Origin of the sequence: uncultured Salinisphaera sp. (genome assembly GCF_964012375.1) — a bacterium.
Lineage (GTDB): Bacteria > Pseudomonadota > Gammaproteobacteria > Nevskiales > Salinisphaeraceae > Salinisphaera.
Genome location: NZ_CAXGSH010000051.1, coordinates 12,865 through 27,380, shown reverse-complemented (window position 1 = coordinate 27,380; position 14,516 = coordinate 12,865). Strand labels below are relative to the sequence as shown.

14 protein-coding genes and 2 tRNA genes are annotated in these 14,516 nt (G+C 62.5%); 11 read left to right on the top strand and 5 right to left on the bottom strand.

Annotated features, from left to right (window positions below; all coding sequences use genetic code 11):
• The 5 genes from ccoP to ABNU97_RS10370 all read right to left on the bottom strand — a co-directional run.
• Positions 1 to 675 (bottom strand): cytochrome-c oxidase, cbb3-type subunit III (gene ccoP / locus ABNU97_RS10390; RefSeq protein WP_348766645.1); only part of this gene is annotated, 675 nt, incomplete at its 3' end.
• Positions 672 to 842, bottom strand: coding sequence for a cbb3-type cytochrome c oxidase subunit 3 (locus tag ABNU97_RS10385; RefSeq protein WP_293623638.1), 171 nt, complete (start codon positions 840 to 842; stop codon positions 672 to 674). The genes ABNU97_RS10385 and ccoP, both read right to left, overlap by 4 nt.
• A gap of 1 nt (position 843) precedes the next feature.
• Positions 844 to 1,461 carry a cytochrome-c oxidase, cbb3-type subunit II gene (ccoO, locus tag ABNU97_RS10380; RefSeq protein WP_293623637.1) on the bottom strand — a complete coding sequence of 206 codons (618 nt, stop codon included), beginning with the start codon at positions 1,459 to 1,461 and terminating at the stop codon, positions 844 to 846.
• 17 nt (positions 1,462 to 1,478) lie between these two features.
• Positions 1,479 to 2,900 (bottom strand): cytochrome-c oxidase, cbb3-type subunit I, encoded by a 1,422-nt coding sequence (ccoN, locus tag ABNU97_RS10375; RefSeq protein WP_348766644.1) that lies wholly within the window; start codon positions 2,898 to 2,900, stop codon positions 1,479 to 1,481.
• A gap of 384 nt (positions 2,901 to 3,284) precedes the next feature.
• Positions 3,285 to 3,360 (bottom strand) — tRNA-Asn (locus ABNU97_RS10370).
• 224 nt (positions 3,361 to 3,584) lie between these two features.
• Between ABNU97_RS10370 and uvrB the strand changes: the two genes are divergently transcribed.
• From uvrB to ABNU97_RS10315, 11 genes are all read left to right on the top strand, one after another.
• Complete coding sequence (gene uvrB / locus ABNU97_RS10365) at positions 3,585 to 5,606, top strand: excinuclease ABC subunit UvrB (protein ID WP_348766643.1); 2,022 nt, start codon at positions 3,585 to 3,587, stop codon at positions 5,604 to 5,606.
• 54 nt (positions 5,607 to 5,660) lie between these two features.
• Positions 5,661 to 6,170, top strand: a complete 510-nt coding sequence (locus ABNU97_RS10360; protein ID WP_348766642.1) for an AAA family ATPase — start codon at positions 5,661 to 5,663, stop codon at positions 6,168 to 6,170.
• A gap of 80 nt (positions 6,171 to 6,250) precedes the next feature.
• Positions 6,251 to 6,327, top strand: a tRNA-Val gene (locus tag ABNU97_RS10355).
• Positions 6,328 to 6,976: 649 nt separating this feature from the next.
• Positions 6,977 to 8,884, top strand: a complete 1,908-nt coding sequence (thrS, locus tag ABNU97_RS10350; protein ID WP_348766641.1) for a threonine--tRNA ligase — start codon at positions 6,977 to 6,979, stop codon at positions 8,882 to 8,884.
• 109 nt (positions 8,885 to 8,993) lie between these two features.
• Positions 8,994 to 9,533: a translation initiation factor IF-3 gene (infC, locus tag ABNU97_RS10345; protein WP_293623686.1), complete on the top strand. Its 540-nt coding sequence runs from the start codon at positions 8,994 to 8,996 to the stop codon at positions 9,531 to 9,533.
• Positions 9,534 to 9,578: 45 nt separating this feature from the next.
• Positions 9,579 to 9,776 carry a 50S ribosomal protein L35 gene (gene rpmI / locus ABNU97_RS10340; protein ID WP_293623633.1) on the top strand — a complete coding sequence of 66 codons (198 nt, stop codon included), beginning with the start codon at positions 9,579 to 9,581 and terminating at the stop codon, positions 9,774 to 9,776.
• Between the two features lie 115 nt (positions 9,777 to 9,891).
• Complete coding sequence (gene rplT, locus ABNU97_RS10335; RefSeq protein WP_293623632.1) at positions 9,892 to 10,248, top strand: 50S ribosomal protein L20; 357 nt, start codon at positions 9,892 to 9,894, stop codon at positions 10,246 to 10,248.
• 181 nt (positions 10,249 to 10,429) lie between these two features.
• Positions 10,430 to 11,431, top strand: a complete 1,002-nt coding sequence (pheS, locus tag ABNU97_RS10330; protein ID WP_348766640.1) for a phenylalanine--tRNA ligase subunit alpha — start codon at positions 10,430 to 10,432, stop codon at positions 11,429 to 11,431.
• Positions 11,432 to 11,484: 53 nt separating this feature from the next.
• Positions 11,485 to 13,872: a phenylalanine--tRNA ligase subunit beta gene (gene pheT / locus ABNU97_RS10325; protein ID WP_348766639.1), complete on the top strand. Its 2,388-nt coding sequence runs from the start codon at positions 11,485 to 11,487 to the stop codon at positions 13,870 to 13,872.
• Positions 13,873 to 13,874: 2 nt separating this feature from the next.
• Positions 13,875 to 14,174 carry an integration host factor subunit alpha gene (locus ABNU97_RS10320; RefSeq protein WP_293623629.1) on the top strand — a complete coding sequence of 100 codons (300 nt, stop codon included), beginning with the start codon at positions 13,875 to 13,877 and terminating at the stop codon, positions 14,172 to 14,174.
• Positions 14,158 to 14,514 (top strand): MerR family transcriptional regulator, encoded by a 357-nt coding sequence (locus ABNU97_RS10315; protein ID WP_348766638.1) that lies wholly within the window; start codon positions 14,158 to 14,160, stop codon positions 14,512 to 14,514. The genes ABNU97_RS10320 and ABNU97_RS10315 overlap by 17 nt, the downstream gene beginning before the upstream one ends.
• Positions 14,515 to 14,516 lie beyond the last annotated feature (2 nt).

Genomic DNA, 14,516 nt, shown 5'->3' with positions numbered 1-14,516 from the left:
CGCGGCGAAGCGCTCCTTGCCGGCTTCTACGAGTTCCGGGTTGGGCGACGTGCGACCGTTGAGCTGGTACACATAGGCGGCCACTTCCTTGACGCCGTCCTCGCCGAGTACCGGCTTCCAGCCCGGCATCATGCCGCTGCGCCCGTTGAGGATCGTCTGCGTGATCGTCTCGGGGGCACCGCCGTACAGCCAGTCGTTGTCGGTCAGGTTCGGATAGCCGGTCGCACCGCGGGCGTCCGAGCCGTGGCAGACTGCACAGTTGTTGGCGAACAGGCGCCGGCCGGTGTCCATTGCGTCGCTGTTCTCGGCGAGCGCCGGGATCGGCGTGGCGGCATATTCGGCAAACAGCGGCGCGACGCGTTGCTCGACTTCGGCGACCTGCTCTTCGTAGGCGTCGTACTGGCTCCAGCCCAGCAGGCCCTGGAACTTGCCCAGCCCCGGATAGAGCACCAGATAGCCCAGCGCGAAGATGATGGTTAGGTAGAACAGCCACAGCCACCAGCGCGGCATCGGCTTGTTGTACTCCATCAGGTCGCCGTCCCAGACGTGGCCCGTGGTCTCGTCGGCCGAGGCCTCGCCGGGACGCGGCTTGGCGGTCCAGCGGATCAGCAGAAAGCAGCCGACGATGTTCGCCAGTGCCAGGACGGTGATGAATACACTCCAGAAATTACTCATGACCGACGCTCCCCATGCTGGCGGTCATCGCCATTGTCGTTAAGAGGCAGACGCGAGGCTTCATCGAAGTCCGCGCGACGGCGGCTGCTGTAGGCCCACACGACGATTCCAAGGAACATCACCAAGAACACGAGCGTGATGATTCCCATCAATGTGCCGACGGTCATGCTATTTCTCCTGCGCCGAGAAATTGGTGCCCAGGTGCTGCAGATAGGCGATGACGGCCTGCATCTCGGTCTTGCCCTCCAGCTCCGCCTGGGCCTCGTCAACCTGGGCGTCGGTGTAGGGCACGTTCAGCCAGTCCTTCTGAACGCGCATGCGCGTTGCCACCTGCTCGGCGTCGACCTCGTTGTCGGCCAGCCAGGGAAAGCCTGGCATGTTCGACTGCGGCACCACGTCGCGCGGGTTCATCAGATGCGCGCGGTGCCATTCGTCGGTATAGCGGCCGCCGATACGGGCCAGGTCCGGCCCGGTGCGCTTGGAGCCCCACTGGAAGGGGCGGTCGTAGACGAACTCGCCCGCTACCGAGTAGTGGCCATAGCGCTCGGTTTCGGCGCGGAACGGGCGGATCATCTGCGAGTGGCAGTTGTAGCAGCCTTCGCGCACGTAGATATCGCGCCCGGCCAGTTCCAGCGGTCCGTAGGGCTCGATGCCCTCGGCCGGCTGGGTTGTGGATGCAGAGAAGAACAGCGGCACGATTTCGACCAGCCCGCCGATGCTCACCACGAGCACGACGAGGATGGCCATCAGACCGATGTTCTTTTCGACTACTTCATGCGATGCCATGAATGGATCTCCCTCGATTAAGCCGTGGCCGGCGCGGTTTGCGCGACGCTATGCGGGCCGGAAATGGTGCGCCAGGTGTTCCAGGCCATGATCACCATGCCGGCGAGGAACAGCAGACCGCCCAGCAGCCGCACCGCGTAGTAGGGGTAGGTCGCCTGCAGCGCCTGAATGAAGCTGTAGGTGAGCGTGCCGTCGGGGTTGCTCGCGCCCCACATCAGGCCCTGCATGACACCCGAGATCCACATCGCGGCGATATAGAGCACCACGCCGATCGTCGCCACCCAGAAATGCAGGCTGATGGCCTTCACGCTGTACATCTGCGTCTTGCCGTACAGGCGCGGAATGAGCGCATACAGTGAGCCGATGGTGATGAAGGCGACCCAGCCCAGCGCGCCGGCGTGGACATGGCCGATGGTCCAGTCGGTGTAGTGCGAAAGCGCATTCACCGTCTTGATCGACATCATCGGCCCTTCGAAGGTGGCCATGCCGTAGAACGACAGCGACACGATCAGAAAGCGGATGATCGGATCGTCGCGCAGCTTGTGCCAGGCGCCCGAGAGGGTAAGGATGCCGTTGATCATGCCGCCCCAGGACGGCGCCAGCAGGATCAGCGAGAACGCCATGCCCAGCGACTGTGCCCATTCCGGCAGCGACGTGTAGTGCAGATGGTGCGGCCCGGCCCACATATAGACCGAGATCAGCGCCCAGAAGTGCACCACCGACAGCCGGTAGGAATAGATCGGACGGCCGGCCTGCTTGGGCACGAAGTAGTACATCATGCCGAGGAAGCCCGCGGTCAGGAAAAAGCCCACCGCGTTATGGCCATACCACCACTGGACCATGGCATCGACCGCGCCGGAATAGACCGGGTAGGAATGCGTCCACGAAGTGGGAATCTGGATGCTGTTGACGATATGCAGCAGTGCGACCGCGAGCACGTAGCCGCCGAAGAACCAGTTGGCCACGTAGATGTGCTTGGTCTTGCGCTTGACGATGGTGCCGAAGAACACGATCGCGTAGACCACCCAGACGACGGCGATCAGGATATCGATCGGCCAGATCAGCTCGGCGTATTCCTTGCCTTGCGTCAGGCCCAGCGGCAGCGAGATCACCGCCCCCACGATGGCCGCCTGCCAGCCCCAGAAGGTGAAGGCGGCCAGCTTGAAGCGGTCGCCGAACAGGCCGGCATGACAGGTGCGTTGCACCACGTAGTAGGAGGTGGCGAACAGGCCCGAGCCGCCGAACGCGAAGATCACCGCGTTCGTATGCAGCGGTCGCAGGCGGCTGTACGTCAGCCAGGGGATATCAAAGTTGAGGGAGGGGAAGAGCAGCTGGGCGGCGATCAACACCCCCACGGCCATCCCGATAATCCCCCAGAACACGGTGACCAGTGCAAACTGGCGCACCACCTTTTCGTTATAGCGCGGGGTTGCGTCCATCGATCGTTCCAGCGGTTGCAAGACCAGACAACCCCCGGTTTTCGCTGCGATTTCGTATTGTTCTCAGCGAGCCGGGGTACGGCGACGCGCAGATGCTAGACCCCGGGCCGGGCAAGCGAATTGATCTAAATCAAATTTGGCGGCGCACCGGGAAGCGACCCCCGTATCGACGGCCTCGGCGGTCGATCGGCCCGACTCTGGGAACGGCGAGAATCGTTAGGAACACACCGGCGCTGCGCGTGCCGACCGTATCGCGCAGACACGCTCAGCGGCGTAAACGCGGGCGGCGATGGCAGCTTGTGTGCGGGAAGGGTGAGCGGAAGAAAACGTCGCCCACAAAAAAGCCGGCATCTGCCGGCCTGCATGGATTATCCGAAGTGGGGATGGCTCCCCGGGACGGGCTCGAACCGCCGACCTAGTGATTAACAGTCACCCGCTCTACCAACTGAGCTACCGGGGAATCGGATATCCGCTTGTGTTCGCTCTCTAGCGAAGGCCGCGTATGCTAGGGGACTGCCATGCGTTTGGCAAGCACGAATCGCAAATTTTTACGGTTCGACGCGTGAGCCGTCCGACAGTGGCGGCGCCTCCGGCATGGGTGTCTCGACGTAGGCCCTGGGCAGGTGATTGAACCGTCTCGCACGACGCTTGTTTTCGGGCCAATCGTGCCAATCGTGGATATTCATGAGCGAAAGCAGTTTCAAACTCAAGGCAGACTGGGCACCGGCCGGCGATCAGCCCGCGGCGATCGAAGGTCTGGTGGAAGGCCTGGACGACGGGCTGGCCCACCAGGTCCTGCTGGGCGTGACCGGTTCGGGCAAGACGTTCACCATGGCGAACGTCGCGATGCGGTCGGGCCGGCCCATGCTCGTCATGGCGCCGAACAAGACCCTGGCCGCCCAGTTGTACGGCGAAATGCGCGAGTTCTTCCCCGACAACGCGGTCGAGTACTTCGTGTCGTACTATGACTATTACCAGCCGGAAGCCTATGTGCCGGCCTCGGATACGTTTATCGAGAAGGACTCGTCGGTCAACGAGCATATCGAGCAGATGCGCCTGTCGGCGACCAAGGCGCTCATGGAGCGTCGCGACACCATCATCGTGGCCTCGGTCTCGGCGATCTACGGCCTGGGTGATCCGAAGGCCTATTTCTCGATGGTGCTGCATCTGGACCAGGGCGATCGCATCGGCCAGCGCGATATCGTCAAGCGCCTCACCGAGCTGCAGTACAAGCGCAACGACGTGGCGCTGGAACGCGGCTGCTATCGCGTGCGCGGCGAAATCATCGACGTATTCCCGGCCGAGGCCGACGACGAGGCCGTGCGTATCGAGCTGTTCGACGACGAGGTCGAACGGCTGTCGTATTTCGATCCGCTTACCGGCACCGTCAACCGCAAGGTGCCGCGCCTGACCATCTATCCCAAGACCCATTACGTGACCCCGCGCGAGCGCATGGTCGGGGCCATGGATTCGATCAAGGCCGAGATGAAGGAGCGGGTCAAACAGTTCGAGTCCCAGGGCAAGCTCCTCGAAGCCCAGCGGATCGAACAGCGCACGCTCTTCGATCTGGAGATGATCAACGAAATCGGCTTCTGTTCGGGCATCGAGAACTACTCGCGTTATCTGTCGGGCCGTGCGCCGGGTGAGCCGCCGCCCTGTCTGCTCGACTACCTGCCGGACGACGCCATCATGGTGCTCGACGAATCGCATGTGACCGTTCCGCAGATCGGCGGCATGTACAAGGGCGACCGGGCACGCAAGGAAACGCTTGTGGAATACGGCTTCCGGCTGCCTTCGGCGCTGGACAACCGTCCGCTCAAGTTCGAGGAATTCGAGCGCGTGGCGCCACAGATGATTTATGTATCGGCCACGCCGGGGACCTACGAAACCGAGCATGCGGACAACACCGTTGAGCAGGTGGTGCGGCCCACCGGCCTGGTCGATCCGGAAGTGGAAATCCGCCCGGCGGGCAATCAGGTCGACGACCTGCTGTCCGAGATCAAGGAAGTCACCGCCAAGAATCAACGCGTACTGGTCACCACGCTGACCAAGCGCATGGCCGAGGATCTGACCGAATACCTGCACGAGGCCGGTGTGGCGGTGCGTTATCTGCACTCGGATATCGATACCGTCGAACGCAGCGAGATCATCCGCGATCTGCGTCTGGGCGAGTTCGACGTGCTGGTCGGCATCAACCTGCTGCGCGAGGGGCTGGATATTCCCGAGGTCGCGCTGGTGGGTATTCTCGACGCCGACAAGGAAGGCTTCCTGCGTGCCGAGCGCTCGCTCATCCAGACCATCGGCCGCGCCGCACGCAACGTGGACGGCCGCGCAATTCTCTATGCCGATCAGATTACCGGTTCCATGCGTCGCGCCCTGGACGAAACCGAGCGCCGTCGCGCCAAGCAGATCGCCTTCAACGAAGAGAACGGCATTACGCCGAAAACCATCCAGAAGGCGGTGGCCGACGTCATGCGCCACGGCTACGAGGAATACAGTGAGGTCAAGGAGCGCAAGAAGGTGGCCGAAGTCGGCGCCGACTATGCCCGCATGACCCCGAGCCAGCTGGCCAAGGAAATCGAAAAGCTCGAAAAACAGATGTTCAAGCACGCCGAGAACCTGGAATTCGAGCAGGCCGGCGAGATTCGCGACCGGATCGGCAAGCTGCGCGAGCACGCCTTCGAGCTACCCGCGAAAGCCGGTTGATCGGGCGCTGCTGAGGGGCAGGTATTCGTGGCCGCCGAAGCCAAGTAAGGGCATGTGCTCGTCACCGGCGGTCCGGGCTCCGGTACCAGTACGCTCGCCGAGGCACTCGCCGGGCGTATGGCGGCGACCTGGGTCGAGGCAGACGATAATTACTGGAAGCCCAGCGATCCGCCGTTCCAGTACAAATACGGCGCATCAGAGCGCGCCGAACGTGTGCTCGAGACGCTGGGCAAGGCCGAGCGTGCCGTGGTAGCGGGGTCGGTGATGGGGTGGGGCGACGCGGTCGAAACGGCCTTTGATCGCATCATTTTTATTTGTACCGATCCCGCGACGCGCATGGCCCGCCTGCAGGCGCGCGAACGCCAGCGCTATGGCGAAGCCAGGCCGGGTTTTCTCGAATGGGCGGCTGGCTATGATGGCGGCGATCGTCCTGGGCGCACACTGGCCAGGCATCGGGCCTGGCTCGCCCAGCGGCATGTGCCGTTGCTTCGGCTCGATGGCGGCGATGCGCTCGATGCCCTGGTCGCGCAGGCCCAAACCTTCTGTGCGCCGAGCGCGATTTAATCAAACGTACCGAAAAGCGAAAATGTTGCCGTAAAGGGTTGCCTCGGCCCGTCCGCGCCGGTATTGTTTCGCACCTCGACAGGCGCGTAGCTCAGTTGGTTAGAGCGCTACCTTGACATGGTAGAGGTCGGTGGTTCGAATCCACTCGCGCCTACCAGTTTGTTTGTCTCTGGCTGTCGTGCCGTGGTTTCGATATCGCGGCGATTGACGGGATTCTCACCACCGACCCTGCGGGTCGGGGTTGTCGGCTTCTCGGCGAAGCCGATCCTTCGGACTCCCTTTGGTCGCGTTCCCTCGCTTCGCGAGGTTATCGAATCCACTCGCGCCTACCAGTTTGTTTATCTCTGGTTGTCGTGCCGTGGTTTCGATATCACGGCGATCGACGGGATTCTCACCACCGACCCTGCGGGTCGGGGTTGTCGGCTTCTCGGCGAAGCCGATCCTTCGGACTCCCTTTGGTCGCGTTCCCTCGCTTCGCGAGGTTATCGAATCCACTCGCGCCTACCAGTTTGTTTATCTCTGGTTGTCGTGCCGTGGTTTCGATATCACGGCGATCGACGGGATTCTCACCACCGACCCTGCGGGTCGGGGTTGTCGGCTTCTCGGCGAAGCCGATCCTTCGGACTCCCTTCGGTCGCGTTCCCTCGCTTTGCGAGGTTATCGAATCCACTCGCGCCTGCCAGAATGATCGAGAAAGCCGCAGCCGGGTTCTCCCGCCCGCGGCTTTTTTGTTTGAGGCATTCGCCAGGCGGCGAATGACATGCACGCGGCCTCTGGTATGGGCCGCCACTGACAAAAGGAATGCCATGCCCGCTATTACTCTTCCCGACGGTTCCGTCAAGCAGTTCGACCATCCGGTGACCGGCATGCAGGTGGCCGAGTCAATCGGCGCGGGGCTGGCAAAAGCCACGCTCGCGGCCCGTATCGACGGGCGTCTTGCCGATGCCTGTGTCGAGATCGATCACGACGCCGAAGTCGCGCTGATTACGGCGCGCGACCCCGAGGGGCTGGATATCATCCGCCACTCCTGTGCGCATCTGCTCGGGCAGGCGCTCAAGACGATCTATCCCAACGTGCAGATGGCCATCGGGCCGATCATTGACGAGGGCTTTTATTACGATATCGCCATCGATCGCACGCTCACCCCCGAAGATCTGGACAAGATCGAAACGCGCATGCACGAACTGGCCGAGCGCGATCACGAGGTGATTCGCGAGGTGGTCTCCCGTGAAAAGGCGCTGGCCACCTTCGAGGCCCGGAACGAGCCCTACAAGCAAGAAATCGTGCGGGGTATCCCCGAGGGCGAGACCATCGCCCTGTATCACCACGAAGACTACACGGACATGTGTATCGGCCCCCATGTGCCGAACTCGCGCCACCTGCGTGCCTTCAAGCTGACCAGCCTCGCCGGCGCCTACTGGCGCGGCGATGCCGACAACGAGATGCTGACCCGTATCTACGGCACCGCCTGGGCGAACCAGAAAGACCTCAAAGCTTATCTGGCCCATATAGAAGAAGCCAAGAAGCGGGATCATCGCCTGATCGGTCGGCGCCAGGATCTTTTCCATATTCAGGAAGAAGCGCCGGGCATGGTGTTCTGGCATGACCGCGGCTGGCAGATCTATCTGCAGATCACTGATTACATCCGCGCGCGTCTCAAGCGCCAGGGTTATCGCGAGGTGCATACGCCGTCGCTGATCGACCTGTCGCTGTGGGAAAAATCGGGCCACGCCGACAAGTTCATGGACAACATGTTCATCACCGGCTCCGAAGAGCGCCAGTTCGCGGTCAAGCCGATGAACTGTCCGGCGCATGTGCAGATCTACAACCGCGGGCTCAAGAGCTATCGCGACTTGCCCCTGCGCCTCGCCGAGTTCGGTTCCTGCCACCGCAACGAGGCCTCGGGCACGCTGCACGGACTGATGCGCGTGCGCGGCTTTACCCAGGACGACGCGCATATCTTCTGCACCGAGGCCCAGATCGGCGAAGAGGTCGGTGCCTTCATCGACCTGCTTTACACGGTCTATCGTGACTTCGGCTTCGACGATGTGCTGATCAAGCTGTCGACCCGGCCCGAAAAGCGGGTCGGCTCCGACGCGGTCTGGGACAAGTCCGAAGCGGCACTCCAGCAGTGTCTGGAAGACAAGGGGCTGGGTTTCGAACTGCAGCCGGGCGAGGGCGCCTTCTACGGGCCCAAGATCGAGTTCTCTCTGCGCGATTGTCTGAATCGCGTCTGGCAGCTGGGCACCGTCCAGCTCGATTTCTCGATGCCCGACCGTCTCGGCGCCGAATACGTGGATGAAAACGGCGATCGTCAGGTGCCGGTGATGATCCATCGCGCCATTCTCGGTTCGCTGGAACGCTTCATCGGCATTCTGATCGAGCACTATGCCGGGTCAATGCCGCTATGGCTGTCGCCTTCGCAGGCCGTGCTGCTCAACATCACCGATGCCCAGTCCGATTTCGTGAACACGACCGCCAACACCCTGCGGGACGCGGGGCTGCGGGTCGATACGGACTTGCGCAACGAAAAGATCGGCTACAAGATTCGAGAACATACGATGCAGCGCGTGCCTTACCTGCTGGTGGTGGGCGATCGCGAGGTCGAGTCGAACGCCGTGGCCGTGAGGACACGGGAAGGCGAGGACCTCGGCACGATGAGCGTGGAAGCGTTCATCGAGATGGCCAACGAGCGGATCGAGGCGAGAAATTAGCTGCAAAGGCTGGTGCGCGCGCGATCATCTGGTATACTCGCGCGCTTCGCGCAATTCGTGCGTGCATCAAGCTGTACGGATATGCCGGTAATGCAAGGAGGACGCTGAAATCGCTTCTGGACAAAAGGATCGTCGCAACGATGCGATAACCGCGCGGGAAGTCCGCGTGATCGACCCCGACGGGGAACAAGTCGGCATCATGCGAATCGAGGATGCGCTTGAAAAAGCAGGCGAGTACTCGCTCGACCTGGTCGAGGTCTCGCCGAACGCCAATCCGCCGGTCACGCGGATCATGGACTACGGCAAGCACATCTTCGAGAAAAAGAAGACCCAGCAGGCCGGTAAGCAGAAACAGAAGCAGACGCAGCTCAAGGAAGTGAAGTTCCGCCCGGGTACGGACAAGGGCGACTACAACATCAAGCTGCGTAAGCTCAAGGAGTTTCTGGAGGACGGCGACAAGATCAAGATCACGCTGCGGTTCCGCGGCCGCGAAATGGCGCATCAGGAGCTCGGCATGGAGCTGATGAACCGGGTTCGCGACGATCTTGAGGAAATGGCTGGCGTCGAGCAGCATCCGGAAATGCAGGGTCGCCTCATGACCATGGTCATGGCGCCGCTCAAGGGCGTGCCCAAGAACAGCAAGAAGTAACCAGCCCCCGTTTTTTTCGGGGACATGTCGATTTAGAGAGAAGTTATGCCCAAGCTCAAGACGAACCGCGGTGCCGCAAAGCGTTTCAAGCGTACCGGCAGCGGCAAGCTCCGTCGCCGTCGTGCTTTCGACAACCATATCCTGACCAAGAAGGCGCCCAAGCGTAAGCGCCGTCTGGCTCAGGGTGCGCTGGTTGCGCATTGCGATCAGCCCGCGATGGATCGCCTGATCCCCTACAAGTAGCGATTTCGCGCGGCCCATGGTTGCCGCGGTCATTGCATATCAGTTCGGCTCGTCGCCATGCCGGTTTGTATGGCGACGTATTGTTTTCAAACAGTTATAAACAGGAAACGCGAAAATGGCACGAGTCAGTCGCGGCGTGACGGCCAAGGCCCGTCACAAGAAAGTGCTCAAGCAGGCCAAGGGTTATTACGGTGCGCGTAGTCGCACGTATCGCGTTGCCCGCCAGGCCGTATTCAAGGCCGGTCAGTATGCCTATCGTGACCGTCGCAACCGCAAGCGCGATTTCCGCGCGCTGTGGATCACCCGCATCAGCGCGGGCGCGAAAGAGCTGGGTATCTCCTACAGCAAGCTCATGAACGGTCTGAAGAAGTCCGGCGTTGAGCTGGACCGCAAGATCCTTGCGGATCTCGCGGTGCGCGACAAGGCCACGTTCGCGGCGCTCGTCGAGCAGGCGAAGTCCGCCCAGGCCTGACCCGTGTCGCCCGATTTGCTTGAATCGGGCGTTTCCGACCGGCCGGCGTCGTATTCGATGCCGGCAAGCGCTCGAGCATTCTTCGAAAGGGAAAGGCGTCTGCCTTTCCCTTTCGTGTTTGTGAGCGGTTATTTCATCGGCCGGCGGTCCGCGCGAACGCCAGCCCGAGGAGTTGCGGCGCATGACTAGCGAACTCGATCGCCTGCGCGAGCAGGCCGTGGCCGATATCGAGGCGGCCGAAAGCCTCCAGGCGCTCGACGCCCACCGCGTGGCGCTGCTGGGCAAGAAAGGGCAGGTAACCGCCCAGCTCAAGCAGCTGGGTGCACTGGCGCCCGAGCAGCGCCGGGAAGAGGGCGCGCGGATCAATCGGGTCAAGGATGAACTGGCCGAGGCGATCAATGCCCGTCGGCAGGCGCTCGAAGCCGAGGCGCTGGCTCGCCGCATGGCCGAGGAAAGCGTCGATGTGACCCTGCCGGGGCGTGGGCGCAGGCCGGGTGCGGCACATCCGATCACGCTCACCCGGCAACGCATCGAACGCCTGTTCGTGCATAACGGCTTCGAGGTCGTGCAAGGGCCCGAAATCGAAGACGATTACCACAACTTCGAGGCCCTGAACGTGCCGCCGGATCATGCCGCGCGGGCGATGCAGGACACCTTCTATGTCGACGGCGCCCGGCTGTTGCTGCGTACCCATACGTCGCCCGTGCAGGTGCGCACCATGGAATCGCGACAGCCGCCCATTCGTATCATCGCGCCGGGCAGGGTGTATCGCTGCGATTCCGATCGCACCCATAGCCCCATGTTTCACCAGGTCGAAGCGCTTTATGTCGCCGAGCATGTGAGCTTCGCCCAGCTCCGAGCCGAATTGCAGGCCTTTCTCGAAGCGTTTTTCGCGACCTCACTGAAGCTGCGCTTTCGCCCGTCCTACTTTCCATTCACCGAGCCCTCGGCCGAAGTCGATATCGACGGCCGGAGCCTGGGTACGGGGTCGGGCTGGATGGAGGTGCTGGGCTGCGGCATGGTGCACCCCAACGTGCTCGAAGCGGCCGGTATCGACAGCCGTCGCTATACCGGCTATGCGCTGGGTATGGGCGTGGAGCGCCTGGCGATGTTGCGCTATGGCGTGACGGACCTGCGCCAGTTCTATGACAACGATCTGCGTTTTCTCGAGCAGTTTGCCTAGCTCACGTACCCGCTGCAGGCGGGGGCGACCGTTCTTTCGATATTGGCTGATGTATGAAGATTAGCGAACAATGGCTGCGCGAATGGGTCGATACGAGCGCTTCGATCGATGATCTGGCCCAGCAGCTCACCATGGCGGGCCTTGAAGTCGACGATATGCTCGACGGCGGCCCGCTGCTGGATGGCGTGGTGGTCGGCCGCATTCTCGAGTGTAAGCCGCATCCCGAGGCCGATCGGCTCAAGCTGTGCCGTGTTGACGCAGGCGAGGCGGCACCGTTGGCGATTGTCTGTGGTGCGCCCAACGCCCGCGCTGGCCTCGTGGTGCCGGTTGCCCGCGTGGGGGCGACCCTGCCGAATGGGTTGACCATCGAAGCCGCCGAAATTCGCGGCCAAGCCTCGGCCGGCATGCTCTGCAGCGCCAGCGAACTGGGCTTGAGCACGGATGCCAGCGGCTTGTGGCCGCTAAGCGATGATGCGGAGCCCGGCACGCCGGTGGCCGATTATCTGGGCCTGCCCGATCGCATACTCGATATCGACCTCACGCCCAACCGGGGCGATTGCCTGAGCGTACGCGGTGTGGCGCGTGAAGTCGCGGTCGCCGAAGACGTGGCGCTGAAGACGCCTGACGTGGCCCCGGTCACGGCTACGATCGAAACCCGGCCGGTGGTTCGTATCGAGGCGCCCGAGCGCTGTGTGGCCTATGCCGCGCGTGCGATCGAAGACACGTCGGCCGGGGCGTCGACGCCGGTCTGGATGGCCGAACGCCTGCGCCGCTCTGGCATACGCCGTATCAGCCTGCCGGTGGATATCGGCAATTACGTCATGCTCGAGTTCGGCCAGCCGATGCATGCTTTCGATGCCGACAAACTCGACGGCGCGATTCATGTACGCCTGGCCACGGCCGACGAGCGGATCGTCACGCTCGACGGCGAAGAGGTGACGCTGTCGGCCGATACGCTGGTGATCGCCGATGAGACCGGCCCGGTCGCAATCGCGGGCATGATCGGCGGCGAGCGCACCGCGGTCGACGCCAACACCCGTAACCTGGTGTTCGAATCCGCCTGCTTCACCCCCGCGGCAGTCGCAGGCCAGGGCCGGCGTTACAAGATTCATACGGATTCCCTGCACCGCTTCGAGCGGGGCGTGGACCCGGCGCTGCACCGGCTCGCCCTCGAACGAGCCACACAACTGCTGGTCACCCATGGGGGTGGCGGGGCCGGGCCGTTGAGCGTCGCCGAAGGTACCCCGGTATGGTCCGAACAACGACGTATCGCACTCGACGGTGCGCACGTCGAACGGCTGCTGGGCCAGCCGATCGAGCCGGCCTGGATCGAAAAAGCGCTGACCGCGCTGGGCATCGAAATCCAGGCGAGCGGCGAAAACCGGTGGACGGCCATGCCGCCGAGCTGGCGCTACGATCTCGAGATCGAAGCCGACCTCATCGAGGAAGTCGCCCGCGTCTACGGTTACGATCGGCTGCAAAGCGGGGATCCCGGCGTGGCGCTTCCGCCCGTACCCGCGGACGGCGGTTTCGATCCCGCCGGCCATGTTGCACCGGCGTTGCAGGCGCGCGGCTACAGCGAAGCGATCACCTACAGCTTCGTTGAAGCCGGTCTGCATGCCGAACTGACCGGCGGCGAGCCGGCTGTCGTGCTGGACAATCCGATATCCGACCAGCTTGCGGAAATGCGGCGCACGCTCTGGGCGAGTCTGTTGCCGAGCTGGCATCACAACGCGCGGCGCCAGCAGAGCAGCATCCGTTTATACGAGCGGGGGCTACGCTTCATCCCGAACGAACAGGCCGAAAACGGCATCGGCCAGTACGATACCCTTGCCGGGCTCGCCAGCGGCTTGGCCGACGATACGCACTGGGATCGCGCCGGCCGGGCCCTCGACTTCTTCGATGTAAAAGGCGATGTGGAAGCGCTGTTCGCCGGTACCGCCGGACGGCTCGCATTCGAGGCGGCCACGCATCCGGCGTTGCACCCGGGCCGCACTGCACGGATTCTGCTGGACGGAACGGCCGTGGGCTGGATGGGGCAGTTGTCGCCCGCCTTCTCGAAGCGCTATAAAAACATAGCGTTACCCTATGTTTTTGAAGTGGATTACGAGGCGGTGAGAAAAGCACCGGTTATCCGCTTCGAGGCGCTTTCAGAGCAGCCCACGGTACGTCGCGATCTCGCGCTGGTGGTCGCCGAGGCCGTCCCCGTCGCCGCGCTCGTCGATGCGATCGAAAGCGTCGACTCGCCCGAGCTACGCTCGATACAGGTCTTTGACGTGTTTCGCGGCGAGGGGCTTGAGACTGGTTTCAAGAGCGTGGCTTTAGGCTTGATTTTCCAAGATAAAGCGAGCACGCTTACTGACGATCGGGTGGAGAGAATAATAGATCGTGTTCTGGCGGGTCTTCAGGAACGCTGCGACGCGCGAATCAGGGGTGAATAAGCGTGGCACTGACCAAAGCGGATCTTACCGAGAGTCTTTTCGACCAGCTCGGTTTCAACAAGCGCGAGTCCAAGGAGTTTGTCGACTGCTTCTTCGAAGAGGTGCGTCAGACGCTGGAGGACGGCGAGTACGTGAAGCTGTCCGGTTTCGGTAATTTCGAACTCCGGGACAAGAACCAGCGCCCCGGGCGTAACCCCAAGACCGGCGAGGAGATTCCGATCTCGGCCCGTCGTGTGGTGAGCTTCAAGCCGGGCCAGAAGATGCGCGCACGCGTCGAGTCGAGCATTGACGCAAACAGCTGAAGAACTGCCGCGAATCCCCGACAAGCGCTACTTCACGATCGGTGAAGTCAGCGATCTGTGTCGGGTCAAGCCGCATGTGCTGCGTTACTGGGAGCAGGAGTTCACGCAGCTCAAGCCGGTAAAGCGTCGCGGCAACCGTCGGTATTACCAACAGCATGACGTGATCATCGCTCGTGATATCCGCATGCTGCTCTACGAACAGGGTTTCACGATCCAGGGTGCACGCCTTCAGCTACGCGATAAAGGGCGTGTTCTGGCGTCCCTGCCGGTCGCCAGTGCGGCCGATTCGCTGGCCTCGATTCGCCATGAACTCGAGGCGATCGCGCAGCGCCTGGAATAACT